General features: G+C 44.1%; 23 protein-coding genes and 1 pseudogene. 20 read left to right on the top strand and 4 right to left on the bottom strand.

The annotated features are described in order from the left end of the window. Positions 1-119: 119 nt before the first annotated feature. The 6 genes and pseudogenes from PQG66_RS11800 to sigK form a co-directional block, all read left to right on the top strand. Positions 120-1,019, top strand: a complete 900-nt coding sequence (locus PQG66_RS11800; RefSeq protein WP_272037857.1) for a hypothetical protein — start codon at positions 120-122, stop codon at positions 1,017-1,019. A 294-nt stretch (positions 1,020-1,313) separates the two neighbouring features. Then, on the top strand, positions 1,314-2,258 hold the full coding sequence (locus tag PQG66_RS11795; protein ID WP_272038149.1) for an ADP-ribosylglycohydrolase family protein: 945 nt from the start codon (positions 1,314-1,316) through the stop codon (positions 2,256-2,258). Positions 2,259-2,339: 81 nt separating this feature from the next. Continuing rightward, positions 2,340-3,617 (top strand): MFS transporter, encoded by a 1,278-nt coding sequence (locus tag PQG66_RS11790; RefSeq protein ID WP_272037856.1) that lies wholly within the window; start codon positions 2,340-2,342, stop codon positions 3,615-3,617. Between the two features lie 414 nt (positions 3,618-4,031). Then, positions 4,032-4,985: an alpha/beta hydrolase gene (locus PQG66_RS11785; protein ID WP_272037855.1), complete on the top strand. Its 954-nt coding sequence runs from the start codon at positions 4,032-4,034 to the stop codon at positions 4,983-4,985. Positions 4,986-5,115: 130 nt separating this feature from the next. Further along, positions 5,116-5,337 (top strand): hypothetical protein, encoded by a 222-nt coding sequence (locus PQG66_RS11780; protein ID WP_272037854.1) that lies wholly within the window; start codon positions 5,116-5,118, stop codon positions 5,335-5,337. 198 nt (positions 5,338-5,535) lie between these two features. Beyond that, a pseudogene (gene sigK / locus PQG66_RS11775) lies at positions 5,536-5,967 on the top strand (RNA polymerase sporulation sigma factor SigK); the annotation flags it as partial. 6 nt (positions 5,968-5,973) lie between these two features. Here the strand turns inward: sigK and PQG66_RS11770 are convergent. The 3 genes from PQG66_RS11770 to PQG66_RS11760 all read right to left on the bottom strand — a co-directional run bounded on the left by PQG66_RS11770 (position 5,974) and on the right by PQG66_RS11760 (position 9,754). Continuing rightward, positions 5,974-7,521 carry a recombinase family protein gene (locus PQG66_RS11770; RefSeq protein ID WP_272037853.1) on the bottom strand — a complete coding sequence of 516 codons (1,548 nt, stop codon included), beginning with the start codon at positions 7,519-7,521 and terminating at the stop codon, positions 5,974-5,976. Positions 7,522-7,703: 182 nt separating this feature from the next. Then, a complete protein-coding gene (locus PQG66_RS11765; RefSeq protein ID WP_272037852.1) occupies positions 7,704-9,065 on the bottom strand; it encodes a DUF4041 domain-containing protein in 1,362 nt (453 codons plus the stop codon). A 314-nt stretch (positions 9,066-9,379) separates the two neighbouring features. Continuing rightward, positions 9,380-9,754 carry a helix-turn-helix domain-containing protein gene (locus PQG66_RS11760; protein WP_110896479.1) on the bottom strand — a complete coding sequence of 125 codons (375 nt, stop codon included), beginning with the start codon at positions 9,752-9,754 and terminating at the stop codon, positions 9,380-9,382. A 154-nt stretch (positions 9,755-9,908) separates the two neighbouring features. Here PQG66_RS11760 and PQG66_RS11755 point away from each other — a divergent pair, with 154 nt between their 5' ends. Beyond that, positions 9,909-10,133: a helix-turn-helix domain-containing protein gene (locus PQG66_RS11755; RefSeq protein ID WP_272037851.1), complete on the top strand. Its 225-nt coding sequence runs from the start codon at positions 9,909-9,911 to the stop codon at positions 10,131-10,133. A gap of 255 nt (positions 10,134-10,388) precedes the next feature. Here the strand turns inward: PQG66_RS11755 and PQG66_RS11750 are convergent, their stop codons facing one another. Beyond that, a complete protein-coding gene (locus PQG66_RS11750; protein WP_272037850.1) occupies positions 10,389-10,661 on the bottom strand; it encodes a hypothetical protein in 273 nt (90 codons plus the stop codon). Between the two features lie 143 nt (positions 10,662-10,804). Here PQG66_RS11750 and PQG66_RS11745 point away from each other — a divergent pair, with 143 nt between their 5' ends. The 13 genes from PQG66_RS11745 (at position 10,805) to PQG66_RS11685 (ending at position 17,702) form a co-directional block, all read left to right on the top strand. After that, positions 10,805-10,966 carry a hypothetical protein gene (locus PQG66_RS11745; RefSeq protein WP_272037849.1) on the top strand — a complete coding sequence of 54 codons (162 nt, stop codon included), beginning with the start codon at positions 10,805-10,807 and terminating at the stop codon, positions 10,964-10,966. A 25-nt stretch (positions 10,967-10,991) separates the two neighbouring features. After that, positions 10,992-11,237: a hypothetical protein gene (locus tag PQG66_RS11740; protein WP_272037848.1), complete on the top strand. Its 246-nt coding sequence runs from the start codon at positions 10,992-10,994 to the stop codon at positions 11,235-11,237. Positions 11,238-11,357: 120 nt separating this feature from the next. Then, entirely contained in the window at positions 11,358-11,864 is a 507-nt protein-coding gene (locus PQG66_RS11735; RefSeq protein WP_272037847.1) for a helix-turn-helix domain-containing protein, read from the top strand. 10 nt (positions 11,865-11,874) lie between these two features. Next, positions 11,875-12,147: a hypothetical protein gene (locus PQG66_RS11730; RefSeq protein WP_272037846.1), complete on the top strand. Its 273-nt coding sequence runs from the start codon at positions 11,875-11,877 to the stop codon at positions 12,145-12,147. Next, positions 12,144-12,374, top strand: a complete 231-nt coding sequence (locus PQG66_RS11725) for a hypothetical protein (protein ID WP_272037845.1) — start codon at positions 12,144-12,146, stop codon at positions 12,372-12,374. The genes PQG66_RS11730 and PQG66_RS11725 overlap by 4 nt, the downstream gene beginning before the upstream one ends. An 81-nt stretch (positions 12,375-12,455) precedes the next feature. Continuing rightward, positions 12,456-12,701 (top strand): hypothetical protein, encoded by a 246-nt coding sequence (locus PQG66_RS11720; RefSeq protein WP_272037844.1) that lies wholly within the window; start codon positions 12,456-12,458, stop codon positions 12,699-12,701. Positions 12,702-12,794: 93 nt separating this feature from the next. Then, positions 12,795-12,998 (top strand): hypothetical protein, encoded by a 204-nt coding sequence (locus PQG66_RS11715; protein ID WP_272037843.1) that lies wholly within the window; start codon positions 12,795-12,797, stop codon positions 12,996-12,998. Beyond that, positions 12,995-14,986 (top strand): AAA family ATPase, encoded by a 1,992-nt coding sequence (locus tag PQG66_RS11710; RefSeq protein WP_272037842.1) that lies wholly within the window; start codon positions 12,995-12,997, stop codon positions 14,984-14,986. Before PQG66_RS11715 ends, PQG66_RS11710 begins: the two co-directional genes overlap by 4 nt. Beyond that, positions 14,987-15,220: a hypothetical protein gene (locus PQG66_RS11705; protein ID WP_272037841.1), complete on the top strand. Its 234-nt coding sequence runs from the start codon at positions 14,987-14,989 to the stop codon at positions 15,218-15,220. It begins immediately after the preceding gene. A gap of 21 nt (positions 15,221-15,241) precedes the next feature. Next, on the top strand, positions 15,242-16,321 hold the full coding sequence (locus tag PQG66_RS11700; RefSeq protein WP_272037840.1) for a hypothetical protein: 1,080 nt from the start codon (positions 15,242-15,244) through the stop codon (positions 16,319-16,321). Then, positions 16,318-17,025 carry an MBL fold metallo-hydrolase gene (locus tag PQG66_RS11695; protein WP_272038148.1) on the top strand — a complete coding sequence of 236 codons (708 nt, stop codon included), beginning with the start codon at positions 16,318-16,320 and terminating at the stop codon, positions 17,023-17,025. Before PQG66_RS11700 ends, PQG66_RS11695 begins: the two co-directional genes overlap by 4 nt. A gap of 4 nt (positions 17,026-17,029) precedes the next feature. Beyond that, positions 17,030-17,218 (top strand): hypothetical protein, encoded by a 189-nt coding sequence (locus PQG66_RS11690; protein ID WP_272037839.1) that lies wholly within the window; start codon positions 17,030-17,032, stop codon positions 17,216-17,218. 139 nt (positions 17,219-17,357) lie between these two features. Continuing rightward, positions 17,358-17,702, top strand: a complete 345-nt coding sequence (locus PQG66_RS11685; protein WP_272037838.1) for a hypothetical protein — start codon at positions 17,358-17,360, stop codon at positions 17,700-17,702. Positions 17,703-17,708 lie beyond the last annotated feature (6 nt).

The following is a 17,708-nucleotide window of genomic DNA, read 5'->3' as shown; positions in this document are numbered from 1 at the left end:
CTGGTGGGTGGATACCTGCGTGATGTGATTGAGCTGTCTGTCTTCCGTGTAAGTATAATTAAACGATGGGAAGTAACATGGACAAGCAGCATTGCGTATAAGCTAACGGAGGTGTTCATATGCGAAAAAGGAATACATTAAAGGTCAGCACCACATTACTGGTGCTGCTTATGGGATTCTCGCTTGTGGCTTGTGGGAATAGCGCACCTGCGCTCCAGCCTACTGTGGACAACACGAAGGAGACGGCACCAGCGCCAGAGCCACAGCCGGAAGAAAAAGATGTCATTGAAGCAGAAGGCATTCTGACCGGTTGGGCCGATCCCCATACGATTGAGATTCGGGTAGATGGCGAAGCGATGTCATTTCAGGTGAGTGAAAATCTGCAGAGGTCACTGGATGATATCGATGACGAGGATTCTGTTCGATTTAAATATGTGGAGAAAATCCTTGATGCGTCAACCAAACAGCTTGTACTTACTGAGATTACCAAGATTGCATCTGATGCTGACGATGGTAACACAGGTGCTGGTGGGAGAGACACTGCTATATCAGATCGTCCAACAACGTCAGAGCTTGAAGTAACCGTGGAAGGAATAACTGAAAAGCGGCCCGTAACCTTGGCGCAAGCCAAAGGATATTCACTATATATTTTTGAGCCCATGGCATTTGATGCGGAAGATCATGAGTTAACGATGAAGATCGATCCTGCGTATAAGGTTGAGATCGAGAAGTTGTCTTCAGACTTCAAGCGGGATGAACTGAGAATGGATGCCAAGGAAGAGTTATCCCAGATCGGAGAGGTTAAGGAATTAACGTCTGAACAGCTCAGCAACGGACCGATGAACGAGGCAAAACTGTTCATGATGTCTCAGAACGATAAGAAAACGCAATATTTCATCGTGAAAGAACTGGACGGCACGGATTTCATTTTCCACATTGATGCACCTGTAGGTGAGCCTTCCGAAGGCTTTTTGCCGATGGTGTACGCATCGGTGAACTCCATTATGAATGAATCGTGATACCTGTGAACAGCGTGTTTCCTGACAAGAGGAGAATACGCTGTTTTTTGTTTTGGTAAGGCTCAGGAGGGAGTGTATGGTAAGCATAAGATTTGGGTTGGCGGCCTGATATTGAATTCACTTTACGCCCGATGGATGGATGTGGGAAAATAAGTGAATACGTTCGTGAAGTCATGAAAGAATGTGCTGAGTGTAGTTCATGAGTTAAGGGGTTTGGGAAATGTTGTGCAATAGTGCAATGGAAACATATTGAAGACATGAGTTGTAAGGATGAGGAGTGAAAGATGAATGAGCATGCTGCAACAAGATCGTTTTGATGGATGTCTGATTGGACTTGCTGTAGGAGATGCGTTAGGCACCACCGTTGAATTCAGCAGTCCGGGGACTTTTGAGCCTGTTACAGATATGGTAGGCGGTGGAGTGTTTGGATTAAAAGCGGGGGAGTGGACTGACGATACTTCTATGGCTCTATGTTTGGCAGAAAGTTTGGTGCGACAGCAGCGTTTCGACCCTGACGATCAGATGCGCAGATATACGAATTGGTACAGAGTCGGATATATGAGTAGTACTGGAGACTGCTTTGATATTGGCGGAGCTACGCGAAGTGCACTGGAACGGTTTGTTCGCACTGGCGATCCCTATAGTGGATCAACTGACCCTATGGCAGCGGGCAACGGCTCTATTATGAGACTTGCTCCGATTGCTATGGCTTATGCGAATGAACCGGCGGAGGCGATTCGCTACGCAGGCCTAAGTTCCCGTACAACACACGCCGCGACAGAAAGTGTGGAGGCCTGCGAAGTGCTGGCAGCCGTACTTGTGGCGGGATTTCATGGAGCCGATAAGGCTACAATGTTATCCCCGGAGACGATGAAGCGGTGGCGGTCGAGTGCAGGAGCCTCTTTTTCACCTGCTATTGAAGAGGTAGTCATGGGATCCTATCACCGTAAAGAACCTCCTGAGATTCAAGGCAGTGGTTACGTCGTGCGTTCTCTGGAAGCCGCGCTCTGGGCATTCGCGAAATCCTCCAGTTTCTCGGACGGAGCACTGCTAGCAGTCAATCTAGGCGATGATGCTGATACAACGGGTGCTGTATATGGGCAAATGGCAGGTGCGTATTATGGACGGAGTGGCATTCCTTCACATTGGCAGGACAGGCTGGCGATGAGAGATACCTTTGACCATCTCAATGAGGCATTATGGCTGAAAGCAACAGGTGGCGCTACGCAATTGGATTAACCAATTCGGAACTGGAATGAAGCAACAGAAATATGAAAGACATAAAAAAGACATATGACGGATAGGAGAATAGAAATCATCATGAGCAAGACAAACTTCGACCCTTCAACGGGTCAACTAGCAGAGCGCAAGCATACTGCACAGACTTTAGAACCAGGTCATAGAAAGGCGTTTCCTTTATCGTTGTTATGTTTGACGATAGGGGCATTTGCCATTGGCATGACTGAATTTATAATCATGGGTTTGTTGCCTAATGTGGCTAATGATCTGAACGTAAGCATTCCGCAAGCGGGTCAGCTAATCACGGGCTACGCTCTGGGCGTAGCTGTGGGTGCACCTATTCTAACGGTGTTCACACACAAGATTCCGCAGAAAAAACTGTTAGTACTGCTGATGTGTATTTTCATCATCGGCAATGCGTTGTCCGTTATTGCGCCTACTTACGGATTGCTGATCTCAGCGCGTATTTTGACAGCATTTGCTCATGGCACATTCCTCGGAGTGGGTTCAATTATGGCTACTAAACTGGTAACGCCGGATCGGAGAGCTGGAGCTGTGTCGGTAGTGCTCGCCGGGCTTACCATCGCTAATATCATTGGTGTTCCGTTTGGTACATTTATCGGCCAGCAGCTTGGCTGGCGTTCTTCTTTCGGGGCGATCACTATTTTAGGTGTGATTTCTCTGTTTGGTATTGTTCGTTTCATTCCGGTCATTCCGCAAGGAACACCAGCTAACCTGGGACAACAGTTCCGCAATCTGATTCGTCCACAGGTATTACTGGTGCTGCTCATCGGAGCTATGGGTTGTGGTAGTCTGTTTGCTGTCTTTACTTACATAACACCGATGCTGGTGGATATTAGTGGTTTTGCTGAACAGAATGTAACCTGGATTCTGGTGCTGTTTGGTTTTGGTGTCACATTAGGCAATATGGTTGGCGGCCGTCTGGCCGATTGGAAACTCATGCCTTCACTTATCGTTAATTTTGGTATTCTTGCTGTGCTCTTGGCTGTATTAACGCTGACACTGCACAATCCGGTACTAGCAGTAATCACCATATTTTTATGGGGGGTTGCAGCCTTTGGGATTATGCCAGGACTTCAGATCCGTATTATGAATATGACGCGTGAAGCACCATTGCTGGCGACGACATCCAGTCACTCTGCGTTTAATCTAGGGAATGCGGCTGGCGCTTATATTGGTGGGTTTGCGATTACGCATACTGGGCTGATCTCGGTGCCGATCTACGCGGCAGTGATTGCGGCTATTGGCTTAATAGGATTGTTACTCAGCTTGTTTATGCATGATAAGAAGTCTTCGTTCGATGATGCGGAGAACATCCAACCCGTGTCAGCTCATTAGCGTATAAAATTGTCCGTAAGTCTCAGTTTCTCCAAAAGAGAGCTGGGGCTTTTTTGGGATAAATGTAATAGCAGGTGCCACCAAAGGAAAACCATGGGAGGAGTCGAATAGTACAGGACATCCTAAAATAAGATATATTTTTCGAAGTAAAAGGTATGATTATTGAAGTTTTTTGATGATGTATATCTTTTATGAGGTGTTATAATGGAGATGTAATTGGAATTGTTTGTAAAATTTATGCGATTCATGTTTGTTTATGTTCTTGCCTAAACAGTAAGGTAGGAACTTCATATGCATGGAAGGGAGGAACTTCATTTTATTATGTAAGGGCTTTCAATCTTGAGTTAAAGTTGAAGAGCTACACTGCAAGATCGTGCACGTTTTATAATTCAAAGTTAAAGGAGAATGATATTGATGAAAAAACGGATGTCCCGTATTGTGAGCCTTTCCATTACTGCTGCGCTTCTTGTACCAACGATGGTGTCGGCTGCCGACTTGAATGAAGGTGCAGCTCCTGCCCCAGCTCCCATACAAGCTGTCGTAGATCTGGGGACAGAGAGTACTGCTGTTCAGGAAGGACAAAATGCTCTTGCTAACAGCCAAGTTGTGCCTGCTCCTCCAGGTTATGATGGTTATCGGAACAATATCCCGCATGGCAATATGAGTCTAATTACGTATAATTCTACTACCGTTGGCAATGCACGTAAAGCAATGGTGTATACGCCGCCAGGCTACTCACCGAACAAAAAGTATAACGTTCTGTATCTCCTGCATGGAATTGGTGGGGACGAGTATGAGTGGGCAAATGCAATGAAACCGAAAAACATACTGGATAACCTGTATTCCGAAGGCAAGTTGTCTCAGATGATTGTGGTTATGCCGAATGGACGCGCAATGAAGGATGATCGTCCGGTAGGGGATATTTTTGCACCAGACAAGCTAGCCGCGTTTGAACGATTCGAACAAGATCTGCTGAAGGACCTCATCCCTCATATTGAGGCGAACTATCCGGTGTATAAGGATAAAAATAACCGAGCACTGGCTGGTCTGTCCATGGGTGGTGGACAATCCCTTAACTTTGGTTTGAAGAATCTGGATACCTTTGCTTGGGTAGGAGCCTTCTCGGCAGCTCCAAATACGAAGCCTGTGAACCAGTTGATTACAAATCCTGCACAGGCAGCAAGCAAACTGAAGTTACTCTGGATCTCCTGCGGAGGAAGTGATAATTTGCTGTATGTTAGCCAGAACTTTAAAAATGGCCTCAGCAGCATGAATGTACCGCACATCTGGTATCAAGATGTAGGCGGACATGAGCCATCCGTTTGGAATAGCGGTCTCTACCAGTTCTCTCAACGCATTTTCAAATAGATTCATCAGCCTCAGGCCTGGCGATTACAGAGTCTGAGGTTTTTTGTATTTTAATGATGATCCGGATTCAGGGAGGGTAAATAGTATAGTATACAATGAAATGTAGATGTAAATGTAGATGTAAATCTGGATGTACATAAGCATTTTCGTGAAAGAGAGGGAAACGATTACGATGTTTTATTATAAAGGGGCATTTCGTGGAATGGATAACGTCATCTATTTTAAAAGCGAGGTTCCGCTGGTGCAGCATGATGTGATTGTGTTAGGTGAGAAAACGTATTTTATTGAAAGTGTAGAGAAAGAGTTTTTGCTGTTGGAACGAGTAGGTTCGATCGTTAATGTGAGTGTATAAAGAGGGAGATTTTCGAGATTTTCTGACGTAAGATTCTCTCACTGAATGTGTTTTGAAAGTTTGGTTTAAAAGTTTGGTTTATTTGATGCCGAATTAATGGTACGTGCACATCTGGGCCCCTGCCCACATACAATAGATCGACCCTGTTCCCTTAGGTGCTCAGGCCAGATCGTTGTAAAACTGCAGGAGGTGTCATCTGTGCCCGGATTGTTTACCGCAATAGCTCTGTTCATCAAAGAATTAACGTTACTCGTTTCATATGTCAAAAACAATGCGTTTCCCCAGCCGCTCGCTGAGGATGACGAAGCCAAACACCTGCGCCTCATGGCTGAAGGCAATGCCCACTCGCGCAATCTGCTTATAGAACACAATCTGCGTCTTGTGGCACATATCGTGAAGAAGTTTGATAACACGGGCGAAGATCAGGAGGACCTGATATCGATTGGAACGATTGGTTTGATTAAAGCCATAGAAAGCTTTCAGCAAGGCAAAGGCACGAAGCTGGCGACATTCGCCGCAAGATGTATTGAAAACGAAATCCTGATGCACTTACGTTCCTTGAAAAAAACACGTAAAGATGTATCCTTACATGACCCCATCGGTACGGACAAAGAGGGGAATGAGATAACACCCACATCATAGACGTGGGTGTAGATATACTTCAAAGTCCGCCCCTTGCTGGGGTTTTTCTTTTTTATAGACGACTTTATGCAATACGGATTTTAACAGCTTATTACGTTTGACTGGATCGTCTGTTTCATAATATGACTTGACCACGGACTCAGCAATTGGGATTACATTATGCTGAGCCTTCTGTTTTCTTTGCTCCAGATTGATCTCTTGTATAGTTCGTTCAATAGCCTGTTCGGCTGCTGAAATGCGCTGAGACAAGCTCTGCGATCGTTCAAGAAAAACATCCTCTGTATATATGCCTCGCTCCAAAAAATCATAAAGCCGTTCTTTCTGAGTTTCTAATTCCTTCATCTCTTTCTCAAGAGCATCGAGTGCCGTTTTCCTGAAATCATTAGATTCGTCTGGTGCTTTCTTTTCCCGTTTACTCCACTTTACTTTATAATCGGCAAGCCATTCCTTCAAGCCCTCAATGATCTTGGCTTCAACGAGCCTATACTGACTACTCCGAGTGTTGCAAGATGGGGTATTGCAGCGCAAGTGTGCGGGCTGACTCGTATAAGGGCGATAGACCATCGTCATACCACAGTTCTCACATTTCACCAGACCTGCCAAAGCCGTTGTTATTTTCGGTTTACCATTTTCGTCGAGCTGATAGGGGGCATGGTAGCTGCCCGAGATCCGTTCTTGAGCTTTGGCAAAGGTGACTTCATCAATAATAGCTTTGTGCTTCCCTTGCACACTGATCCAATCTTGTGTATCACGCGTGCGTACAGTTCGCCGTTTGCCAGGCTCTGTACTTTTTTTCGTTTGCTTCTTTTTCCATTGTATCTTGCCAGTATAAACGGCGTTCTTGAGTATATTTAGTACCGTCGAAGGAATCCAATCTTTCCCTGTTGCAGAAGGGATCTTCAGGGCGTTCAGAGCAGTGGCAATCTTGCTGGAACCTTTCTGATGTTCGGGATCAGAATGCACGTACCATTCGAATATTTGTCTAACAATAGGAGCCTGAATCGGATGGGGCTTCAAGGTTCTACCGTTCGTTAAATCTTCAATCTCATAACCATAAGGCGGGCGCGTTCCAAGATAATTACCTTCTTCCACGGATCGCACACGACCACCTTGCATCCGGCGTGTAATAATCTTGAGTTCCTTTCGCGCCATAAAGGCTTCGAACTCACTGTATTCCTCGTCAAATTCATCGTGCAGATCGTATGTCTTACGAGGGGTGATGATTTTGGTATCGGCATTCCGAAAAGTCTCCAGTATCAAGCCTTGTTCTTGCATGTTACCGCGTCCAAAACGGTCGATGTCCATAACTAGGACCGCATCATACAGTCTGGCTTCCACATCTTTCAATAGTTTAAGCATTTGAGGGCGGTGAACCAGGCTTTCCCCACTCACAATCTCCTCGTAAATCTCTATGATATTCGCATTAACATAACGCGCGTGCTTCAGGAGAGCTTTTCTATGCTTGGCTAAGGTTTCACCTTCTCCACGGCGTTCTGCTTCTTCATCTGCACGGGATTTTCTTAGATAAATGGCAGCTTTCATTTGTACCTCCTGTAAGACTTGTTCCTACATAGTTTACTGTATGTTTGTTGGTTTCACGACAATATCAATCCACAAAAAAGAAAAGCCCCGAAGGGCTTGATATTATTATGAATTATCATCTAACCATTGATTAGCCCAGATGTGAGCTCCGCTATTTTTCAAATAGACTACCTCCCTTGGGGTTATTCTGATGAAACTGCAACTTCTAAATATCCAGATGAAAAGGGATTAGCATCATTATTGACTGGCTGTTTCACTTTTCGCATAGCAAGACTTTCTCTGTATTGTTCTGCATCTGCGTTTCTTATAAATTCGGCAGTATTATCATGATTTTTTAATACAACATCTTCAATCTCTTTTAGAGTAACACGGAAAAACTCTCTTCTTGAATTGACTAGATTAAGTTTGCGATCATCAAAGGCTCTATGCAAAGTTGCTTCTAATTTCGGGGCATCGTTTGAAAATATCATTGCATGCACGTCGAAATTAAACGGAACTGAAGCGTCTCCTAACTCGTGAACTCTATCGTACGGATCAAGACGGCGAGTCATGCCAATCTTGTAAACATTCTCTCCGAAGGAACCAATATTTGAAATTACATAAACATATCCGGCGCGTTGGTTTGCTTCGCGATAATCTATATCAGCAGTTTGTTTTTCAATTTCAGTAAGACTCTCTGATAATTCAGAGATCTTAGCTCTTAAAAGGGCAGCTTCGGCTTCATCGGAGCAATTTTCTAGTTGTTTTTCAACTTTTTGAAGCGCGTTTGAGTAATGTTTTCTCTCTTTCTCAATGTTTTTCCTTAAATCTTCTATCTCTTTTTGGAGTTTGGCTTCTTCTCGCATTTGTTCGCGGATTTGCTTCTGTTCTTCTTTCTCTTGTTGTTTTTTCTCTTTATATTCATGGGCGAGATAAAGCTCTAAGAACTTCAATTTGAGATAGTATTCAGAAATACAAACTTGCATTATTTTTCCCAGTTTATTTAAATTATCAAACGAACTATTAATACGTTTTTCGCAGATTTGTATATTGTTGAATTTTACATTGCTGATACAGGAATCACACTCATTATTGAAAGAGCGTAATACAATTTTAACCATATCATTAACCATTTTTTTGCCCTGAGCTTTACTATTATTTACTGACCAATCTGTACTACCTACGCATGCAGTTCCATTCTTTATCATTTCTTTCTGTTCGTTTCTTATTAACTCCAATTTTTCTTTGTAGAGAGCGCTATTCTGGAAGTCATATCTAGGTTCGTATAGTGAAAATGATTCTAGGAGTATTTGATCATCCATAGCAAGTAGAGAGTTTTTCTTTTCTTCATAAATTCTTTGAATTAATGATAAGTGTTCTTCATAATCCATAATCGTAGTATGTAAACTTTCTTTTTCTTGGGACAATTCTCTGATTTCTTTCTGAATTTCTATCAACTGAACGTGCTCAGGACGAAGCAAATCTTTTAAAGAGTTGTTTTCTTCTTGAGTAATTCGGAGTTCCTCTTTTATTTTTTTTAATCTGAATACATCAAAAATGCTCATAATAGATCTCCTTATTATTGTATTTTGAAAGCAATTGTATTGTCTCACCTCGTAATTTTCAGAAACACGAGGTGAGGGAGGAAAAGAAATAACATCACAAATAAGTCATTTTACCGCCAAATCTCAGTCTTATTATCTACCTAAATTCTTCCTGTCAGCCATTTACCTCCTACATAACAAATGCTAGAATTTTATGGGTACACTTGTTCTTGTGTAACCTATAAATGGGGGCGGAAGTGATAGTATGAATGAAGACAAATTAAAAGAGGAAATATTTATTGTTTTCAAGGAACTAGGATGGGAGATCCCAAAGTCTATTCTTGATTTGCTTTATAACGTGCATAAGAAATGATCTCTCTTATTGTTTCATCAGAAAGTTCTTTACCATGGTGAACAAAATTATCTTTAATAAACTTGTGAGCTTGCTCGTCAGATAGTTCAATAGCTTTTAGAAAATTCTTAGTATTAGTAGAAATTTTATTAGTGGTTTCTGTGTTTCCATATAACCAGTCAATTGATACCTCATACAGTTGAGCTAAAATTTTTAACGTATCCATATCAGGTTGACTTACTCCGTTTTCGTACCCACTAAGAGTTTTATTATTTATCCCTGTTTTTTCCTTAACTTGCGTTTGACGCAAGTTTTTTTTCTCTCTCGCTTCTCGCAAGCGTTCTCCTATTGAAGACATAAGAACACCTCCTAACCTACAAATTATACCGGAATTCCTAGTAACAAAGATTTTATTCTTGAAATATAAGAATATTTGCTTGACTTCTCATATTCTAAGAATTAGTATGTAAATATAAAGTTCTTAGAAATTAAGAAAATGGTGGTGATACAGGTTGAGGATTAACAAGAAAATTCGAGCATTGATTAAGCAACGCGGTTTGACTTTCACTTATGTTGCCGATAAATCGGGCATTCAATTTAAGAAATTTTCTCGAATGATGACAAGTAGACAAAAAATAGGTACTGATGAATATGAGAGAATTTGTACGGTGTTAGGTGTTGCTCCAGGATATTTTTTTGAAGAAAAATTCTTAGAAAATAAGAAAGGGGCAAGCTGATGGACCAGTGCCCACGATGTGCTAGTAACGAAATCGCATCGACAGATAACTTTTGTAAAGTCTGCGGAATCACATTATTTCAAATCACTCTGGAGCAAGTTGAGGTTATTCCAGAAACCGCCGCGGCTACGGCAGCTTCAGAACAACCTAAATTGATTATGACGAGTAGATTCTTCATCTTTCCTGATCTCAGTGACGAAGAGATCGACATGTTACACATGGCTTTAATGAGAAGAGCTTTTGAATGGGTAAGGGCTAATGGGTTTTCGAATAAGTAACTGAAACTGGTAAACCACAAAGAGTGCACTTCTCATTATTTGAAGGGAAATAGCCTTCTGGAAACTGGATTTCCTTGTTATAAGGACAAGAAAGTATGTAAAAACTCACTTTAATTTCAGATGGAATGTGATTTGGAGAATGAGCCATAGATGCTTCTCCACCAATTTTCCACCCAAATCTTTCAAGGTCGTTTTTCATATTTAACTTATCTTCATCAGAAAGTTGTCTGAAATAAATGTAATGATCCATATCTTTTCACCTCCTTTCTACAAAATGGTGCGACAACTCCATTTTAGCAGAAGGAGGAAGGACGAACAGTAAGGAGGTTTAAAAAAACAATGGCCGTCCCACAACGAGGTTCGCATATAAATAATCCCGGGAGGGATGCAGGCATGATCGTAGCAGCTTATCAGTTTGGTGAAACCAAGGTCTTTATTTGTAACGATCATATCGCAACAGAACAAGATGAACTTGATCGTATTGATCAAGAAATAGCAACAGCAGCTTGGGCTTGTTTACAAGATGCAGTTACTAAAAACGACGAGGAAGCTTAATAGGCTTCCAACGGAGGACAAGCTTATGAGATTCCACTGGATCAAGCCAACATCCCGAGCATGTTTCATTGCTGGTGTAGTTACCCGAGTCCATATTGGAAAAATGACAATGGATCAGGCCATTGATTTCACGTTGTCGCTCGAACGGCAGTGTAAAAATCCACATCTTATTTCAAAGCGAGAGTTGCAGTCATTGAAACGCGACAGCGATGCCGAGCTTATTAGAATAAGAAAATCCACCGGAGCTGTACCGGCAGCCGGCGGACGATGAAGGGATCTAAGGGAACAACTTATAACCAAATAGTACCCCTCAGAGATGTCACATAACAATTGAGGTTGTGAGTCATTTTGTCCCATATCCCTCCTAATTAAACGAGGGGAGACGAGTCTATTGTCAATAGGTGAATTGCTTCATAACTACCGAAAGGAGCAAGGTTTAACACAAAAGGAATTTGCGGATCAAGCGTTTATTGAGAGGTCATCCATAGCAAAAGTGGAGACTGGAGAACGGCCTGCACCAAAAGGGTTGATTACTCAAGTGGCAAGGTCGTTCGATGATCCGCGGTTGTACTTAGCGGCTCAGGAAGAAGTAACAGGTGGTGCAATCACGCCTTGGTTGGACAACGTGGATTTACATAGAGCAAGTGTCTTATTTAAAACGGTCGAGGAAATGAAGGAAGTCCTGGCTTTAACAACGGAAGCGCCGATTAGCAAGACAGCCGACCAGCTCACAGAAACAGATCGTGCAGTTTTGAAACGGCTGCTGATGGAAACGGTGGAGGCAATCACAGCATTAACGCACTTTGCCGCAGTGTTGTGTAAGGAATATTCCTTCAGCTGGTTCGCTACCTGGAAAGAACATCGAGCGGATCTGAAGGCAAAAAAATATATGAAATGAGGTAGGTTGAATGTCACGGGAAGAGTTGGCGAAAGAAGCATTGCAGGCTGGAAGAAATTCAAAGCATAACCTGAAGCTAATTAGGAAAGAGCCTGGAAGAATGCTGCCTGGAAAGATGACGAGCGCAGAGGAGTATCTAAATCGGATGATTCGATTTGCGGAAGCAGAAATGAAAAATGCCCGCCTGGCAGGGCGGACACTTGGTCTGAGAACTCGTCTAAAGTCTCTTCTGCTGCTCATTTTATCTTCTCCTGAGCAAAAGCGCAAGGGGGAATCGGTATGAGTGATCAATTGGCACGTCAGATCATCGACAATTATGTTGCTTCCACACTTGCTTTGAGAGCGAGTAGTTCGGTTCCAGCAACGGAAGCCGCTCGTGGTATCAATGCCTACCGATCAGAACGGCTGGACATTTTTATCCGTTGGGAAAATGCAAAGTTCAGTCTGCAGGAGTTGCCTACTGAATATAAGCTTCAAGCGATTGAAGCAATAGAACAAATTACCGCCTGATGAGTCCGCTGCGGTAGTGGACGAAACGCCGTGAGGCGTCGCGGGCAACCGCAACTAGATATGAAGGGAGGAACCAAGTATATGGCAATTCATGAATCAGTGAGTAAGGTTCTGAACCTGCTCTGCAGTCTTGCAGATGACACAAACGATGCCATTAATAACACACCTTACATTCTTCGGAGACTATCAGAATTTACTGAAGGTGAGCTCAATGATGTGATTACGCAACTGGAGACAATCCGTGATCAGGCAGAAGAGTTGGAAGAGGCACATGAAAAAGCGCAAGAGGCGCTTGCTGAATTGCAAGAGGAATTAAATGAAAAATAGCCCGTTGCAGCGGGCTATCTCAGAACATTGAAAACTAAATATGGATACACGGTCATCTTACCATGGGTGGGCGTGTCAAACAAGGAGGACGTTATGAGTAAAACGACTGCTATCACTCTCGACTTATCCGCTCAAACCATTGACGCTGCTGTTAAACCAGCGATGCATTACACGCCTGCGATCCTTTCTGTTTCGGGGTCTTTTGGATCTGTTGAGCTAATGGCCGATGACGATCAACTTTCAGCAGTAGCTGAAGCGATCAGCCAACATCTCAAATCAAAGGAGCAGAGCGCATGAAACAAATCACATTGATATCCCTGACCCTCCGCAATTTTAAAGGGTTGCGGGATTTTGTACTGGATGCTGACGGAAAGAACATTTCTGCTTACGGCGATAACGCTACAGGCAAAACAACTTTGTTCGATGGTTTTTTATGGGCACTGTTTCATAAGGACAGCCAGAATAGAACATCGTTTGAAATCAAAGGCCTGAACGATTTGGGACGTGTGGCTGAACACGGATTGCAGCATGAAGTCGAAGCTGTTTTGATGGTTGACCGCCGCCGGCGTTCCTTCAAAAAAGTGTACTACGAGAAGTTCACCAAGAAGCGCGGATCTGCAGTTGCAGAATCAAACGGAAATACCACGGATTATTACGTGGACGGTGTTCCCGTCAAACTCGCCCAATACAATGCAGAAGTCAATGGGCTAATCAATGAAGAGATTTTTAAACTTCTGACAAGCCCTTCGTATTTTAACGAAGTGTTGAAACCTGATGCACGGCGTAAAGTGCTACTGGATGTGTGCGGAGATATGACGGACAGCGAGATTATCGCAGGTAATAAGCAACTTGAACCGCTGACGGACATCCTGGGCGACCGTAGTCTTGAGGATCACCGCAAGGTAATTGCGGCCCGCAGATCTGAGATTAATAAGGAATTGGAGAAGATCCCAGTTCGCATCGATGAAGCACGCCGAAGCATGCCAGATGTGTCTGACCTGGACGCTGAGCTGTTGCAAGAGGACATCGATACGATGCGCAGCAGGGTGGATGCCAAAACCGCTGAGCTTCAACGGATTCAATCAGGTGGAGAGCTTTCAGCCAAGGAGATCCGCTTGCGTGAGATCAATGCTTCACTTGCTGAACTAAAGCAAGTAATTCAGGCAGAAGGCTTGAAGGCAATTCATGAGCAACAAACAAGACTATCGCAATTGCGCGGTGAAGCTTCTGAATTGCAATCTCGGCTCTCAGCTGGGCAGCACGAGGCAGAACGTTATACAAGCCAGATTGTGCGTGTTGATAGCCAAGTTAAAAGGCTACGGGAAGAATGGACGTCACTTGATAGCCTTCAGTATCCGGTGCATGAGCATCAGCATGATGCTAACTGCCCAACATGCGGACAAACACTTCCCGAAGATCAGTTGCAGTCAGCACAGGCCAAGGCACTTGAAGCATTCAATTTGGACAAGTCGAAACGGCTTGAAGCGATTAGCACTGATGGCAAGCTGGCCGCTGCAGAGAAACGTACTCTCGAAGAAGAACTGCAAAAACTTGAAAAAGAACTAGCAGCATTGCGAGAGAAAATCGCATCGAAAACAGCGGAAGTTATGGCTGCCGAAGCTACCCTGCAGAACTTACAAACCAACATTGCTGACCCTGCTGACAACACAAAGTATCAATCCATACAACGAGATGGGGATAAAGTGCGTGCTGAGATTGAGCAGATTCGTTCTTCTGCTGCTGATGCCATTGGAAAGGTCCAAGCGGAGATCAGATTACTTCGTTCGCAGGTAGACGATCTGGAAGCGGACAAAGCGAAGCTGGTAAGTGTAGCGACTACAGAAAAGCGGATTGCTGAACTGACTGAACAAGAACGTAAGCTTGCAGCAGAGTTTGAAAAGCTTGAACACGAGTTGTTCTTGACTGAGGAATTCACGCGGACGAAGGTCAGCATGTTGGAATCAAAGATCAACAGCAAGTTCAAATATGCAAGGTTCCGGTTGTTCGAAGAACAGATCAACGGTGGTCTGAAAGACGTGTGCAAGACATTGTTCAACGGTGTTCCTTACGAGGGCGGTTTGAACAACGCTGCTCGGATCAACGTAGGATTGGACATTATCAACACGCTGGGACAGCACTATGGGTTCAGCGCTCCGATCTTCGTGGACAATGCCGAAGCTGTCACTCAACTCATTCCTACGGATGCCCAAGTGATTCGATTGGTTGTATCTGAAGGCGACAAGAAGCTCCGCTTGGAGCATAACGACTTCCAGGAGGTTATCTGAATGTACGACAACCCTAAAAGTATTGAAGCACAGAAAAAATACTGTGAGGACAACAAGGCTCCACACTTCGCCCCACAAACTGGACGTTGCTGGAGTTGTAATCAGAATATTTACGCTCCAATCGAAAAGCCGGCTTGGAATGGTGGTACTCGTACCAGTGGGATTTCAGTCGAAAAAGCGGGTTCAGAACTGATTACGGGTTGTCCCCATTGCAATAGATCATACTGCGACTAACACATTCAGGAGGCGAACAAAATGAGCGATTATTCAACAACACTCACTAAGGTAAATGATAACTACTTCCCTATGATTGAGCGGCAGCTTACTGGGAATGGCATCAAAATGGACGAATATGCGAAATCTTGTGTCTTGAACGCTATTTCATCAATCAATGGCGCTTTAGATGCAAAAGGCATTAGTTGGAACGATGATCAGCTTGATAAAAGCAACATTACACAAATCCTGTTACAAACCGCTTCGCTAAAACTTAATGCTGCAGCGAGTCCAAGAGAAGTTTACTTCCAGGTACGCAACACGAAAGTAAAAGTGGGCGGTCAGGATGTTTGGAAGAAAACCATTGAAATGGGAATTGAGGGGGATGGCAATGATGCCATTCTCGCCCGCTTCGGACGCGATGTGAAAAAGGTAGGGCAGTTCTGGCTTGTTCGTGAGGGGGATGACTTCACATATCCGCAGTACACAGGCTTTGATGTTGTGCCGCCGACTTGGATTCCAAAAGGTAAAGGTGACGTTGTAAAAATCGTCTACCCAATCATGAAGAAAGATGGAACGGTCGAATTTCACATTGCTGAGCGTGACGATGTGGCTCGCAACCTTATTGCTCATATGAACAACAACATGATGAATGAAACATTCGGTGTGTGTGCAGATCGTTTTAAAGCGACAGCTGATCAAAGGAAACAAATTGCTGTGAAGAAGGCAGAAATCCTTCAAAAGGCTAAGTCATTGGGACTTGGTGCGTTGGATGATCCTGAGCTTCAGCAATACATCAGCCCTGCATGGACTGAGCCGCAGAGCCGTGAATCCATGATAATCCGGAAGATGCGTAATAACGTTGTAAAGAAGATCCCAAAAGACTTCGGGAATGCACTTGTTGAGTTGTCATACACCGAAGCAACAGATGAATCCTATGTTGAGGTACAACGAGAAATCGCTGAGCACGCCAATACAGAGCCGATTGATATTTCACAACCGTCTGGACAACCAAACGACGATAACGACCTAACACCTGAACCAGAGCAACAAGAAGAACAACGGGAAATGGAGTTTGGTGATCCAGGAGCCGTGGGCGCAGAAAGCCCTGATCAGTGGTGATAGAAATCACTTCCCTTGGTTCCAGCAGCGCGGGTAACGCCTACCGAATTACGGACGGGAAAACCCCGCTCCTACTGGACGCAGGGCTTCGCTACAGGGACATTCAGCGTGGTCTTGCCTTCCAAGTTTCATCACTGGCCGGATGCTTAGTAACTCATGAACACGGCGACCATTCGGCAGCCGTAAAGGATTTAATCAAGGCTGGCGTGGACATATACACCAGTGCTGGTACCGCAGAAGCTTTGCGTATAAACAGTCATCGTGTGCATCACATATCTGCCCTGAAGCCTTTCGACATCGGTACCTGGTCGATTCTACCGTTTGACGTCCAACACGATGTAGTGGAGCCTTTGGGCTTCCTTCTCGCTAATACGGCGGGGGACAAGCTTTTGTTTGCTACAGACACGTATTACATCAAGCATCGTTTCACGGGTTTAACTCACATCATGGTGGAGTGCAATTATTCAATCAATATACTGAATCAAAATATTGCCGCTGGCCGTGTGCCGGCGGTCATGAAACATAGATTACTTCGTTCTCACTTTTCGCTCGAGAACGTCAAAGAGTTCATCAGAGCTAATGACATGCGTCGTGTGCAAGAGATTCACCTTTTACATCTATCAGACAACAACAGCGACGAAGCATTGTTTAAACGGGAAATAGCAGCCCTCACTGGCAAGCAAGTCTATGTAGCGGGTAGGTGATGGCATGGACGATCTGACAGGCAAACCGCTACTAATGAGCATGATGGGTAAGCGGATCTGGCAGCTGTTCGACACTGATAAGGCAGCATTTCAACGTGAGACGCTTGCATATTTCGAACGCGGATACCCCGATTGGGAGGTCAAGCGGGCTAAATATCCGCACGTATTCTTACAACACCGAAAGGGGCATTAAAAATGCCGAAAGTAAAACAAATCTCAGTCGGTGCTTCTTTCACTAAGAACCTCGGAAATTTTCAAAGTTTGAAGGTAGAAGCGAACATCGTTCTGGAGTTAGATGACAGAGACGATCCCAGCGCCGCTTATGAGGATGCTTGGGCGAAGGTACAAGAACAAGTCAGAAATGGACTAGGAAAGGGGCAACCAAGGTGAACAATACTGCACAGACTAGCAGGAAAGCTACATTCAACCAACTCCAGAAAATGTTCGAAGAAGCCGCTGTTGAAGGGCCAGAGGCTATTCAATCCCATTTACGAGATGTTGCTTTTTCGCTCGGAGCACAGGCAGCAATTATCACCGAACCGAATCAAATGCCACAAGCCATTAACGACTTGGTTACTCATTTCGGACGTGGAATCGGGACGGTAATTGAAGAAGTAACAGGTAAAGAAAGCAAGTTAGATGTCGCCGTTTACGCCGTAAGTAGTTCAAAGCACTAACAAGGG

The sequence above is a fragment of the Paenibacillus sp. JJ-100 genome, from assembly GCF_948329825.1.
GTDB lineage: Bacteria > Bacillota > Bacilli > Paenibacillales > Paenibacillaceae > Paenibacillus.
This window is presented reverse-complemented; position numbering and strand designations above follow the sequence as displayed.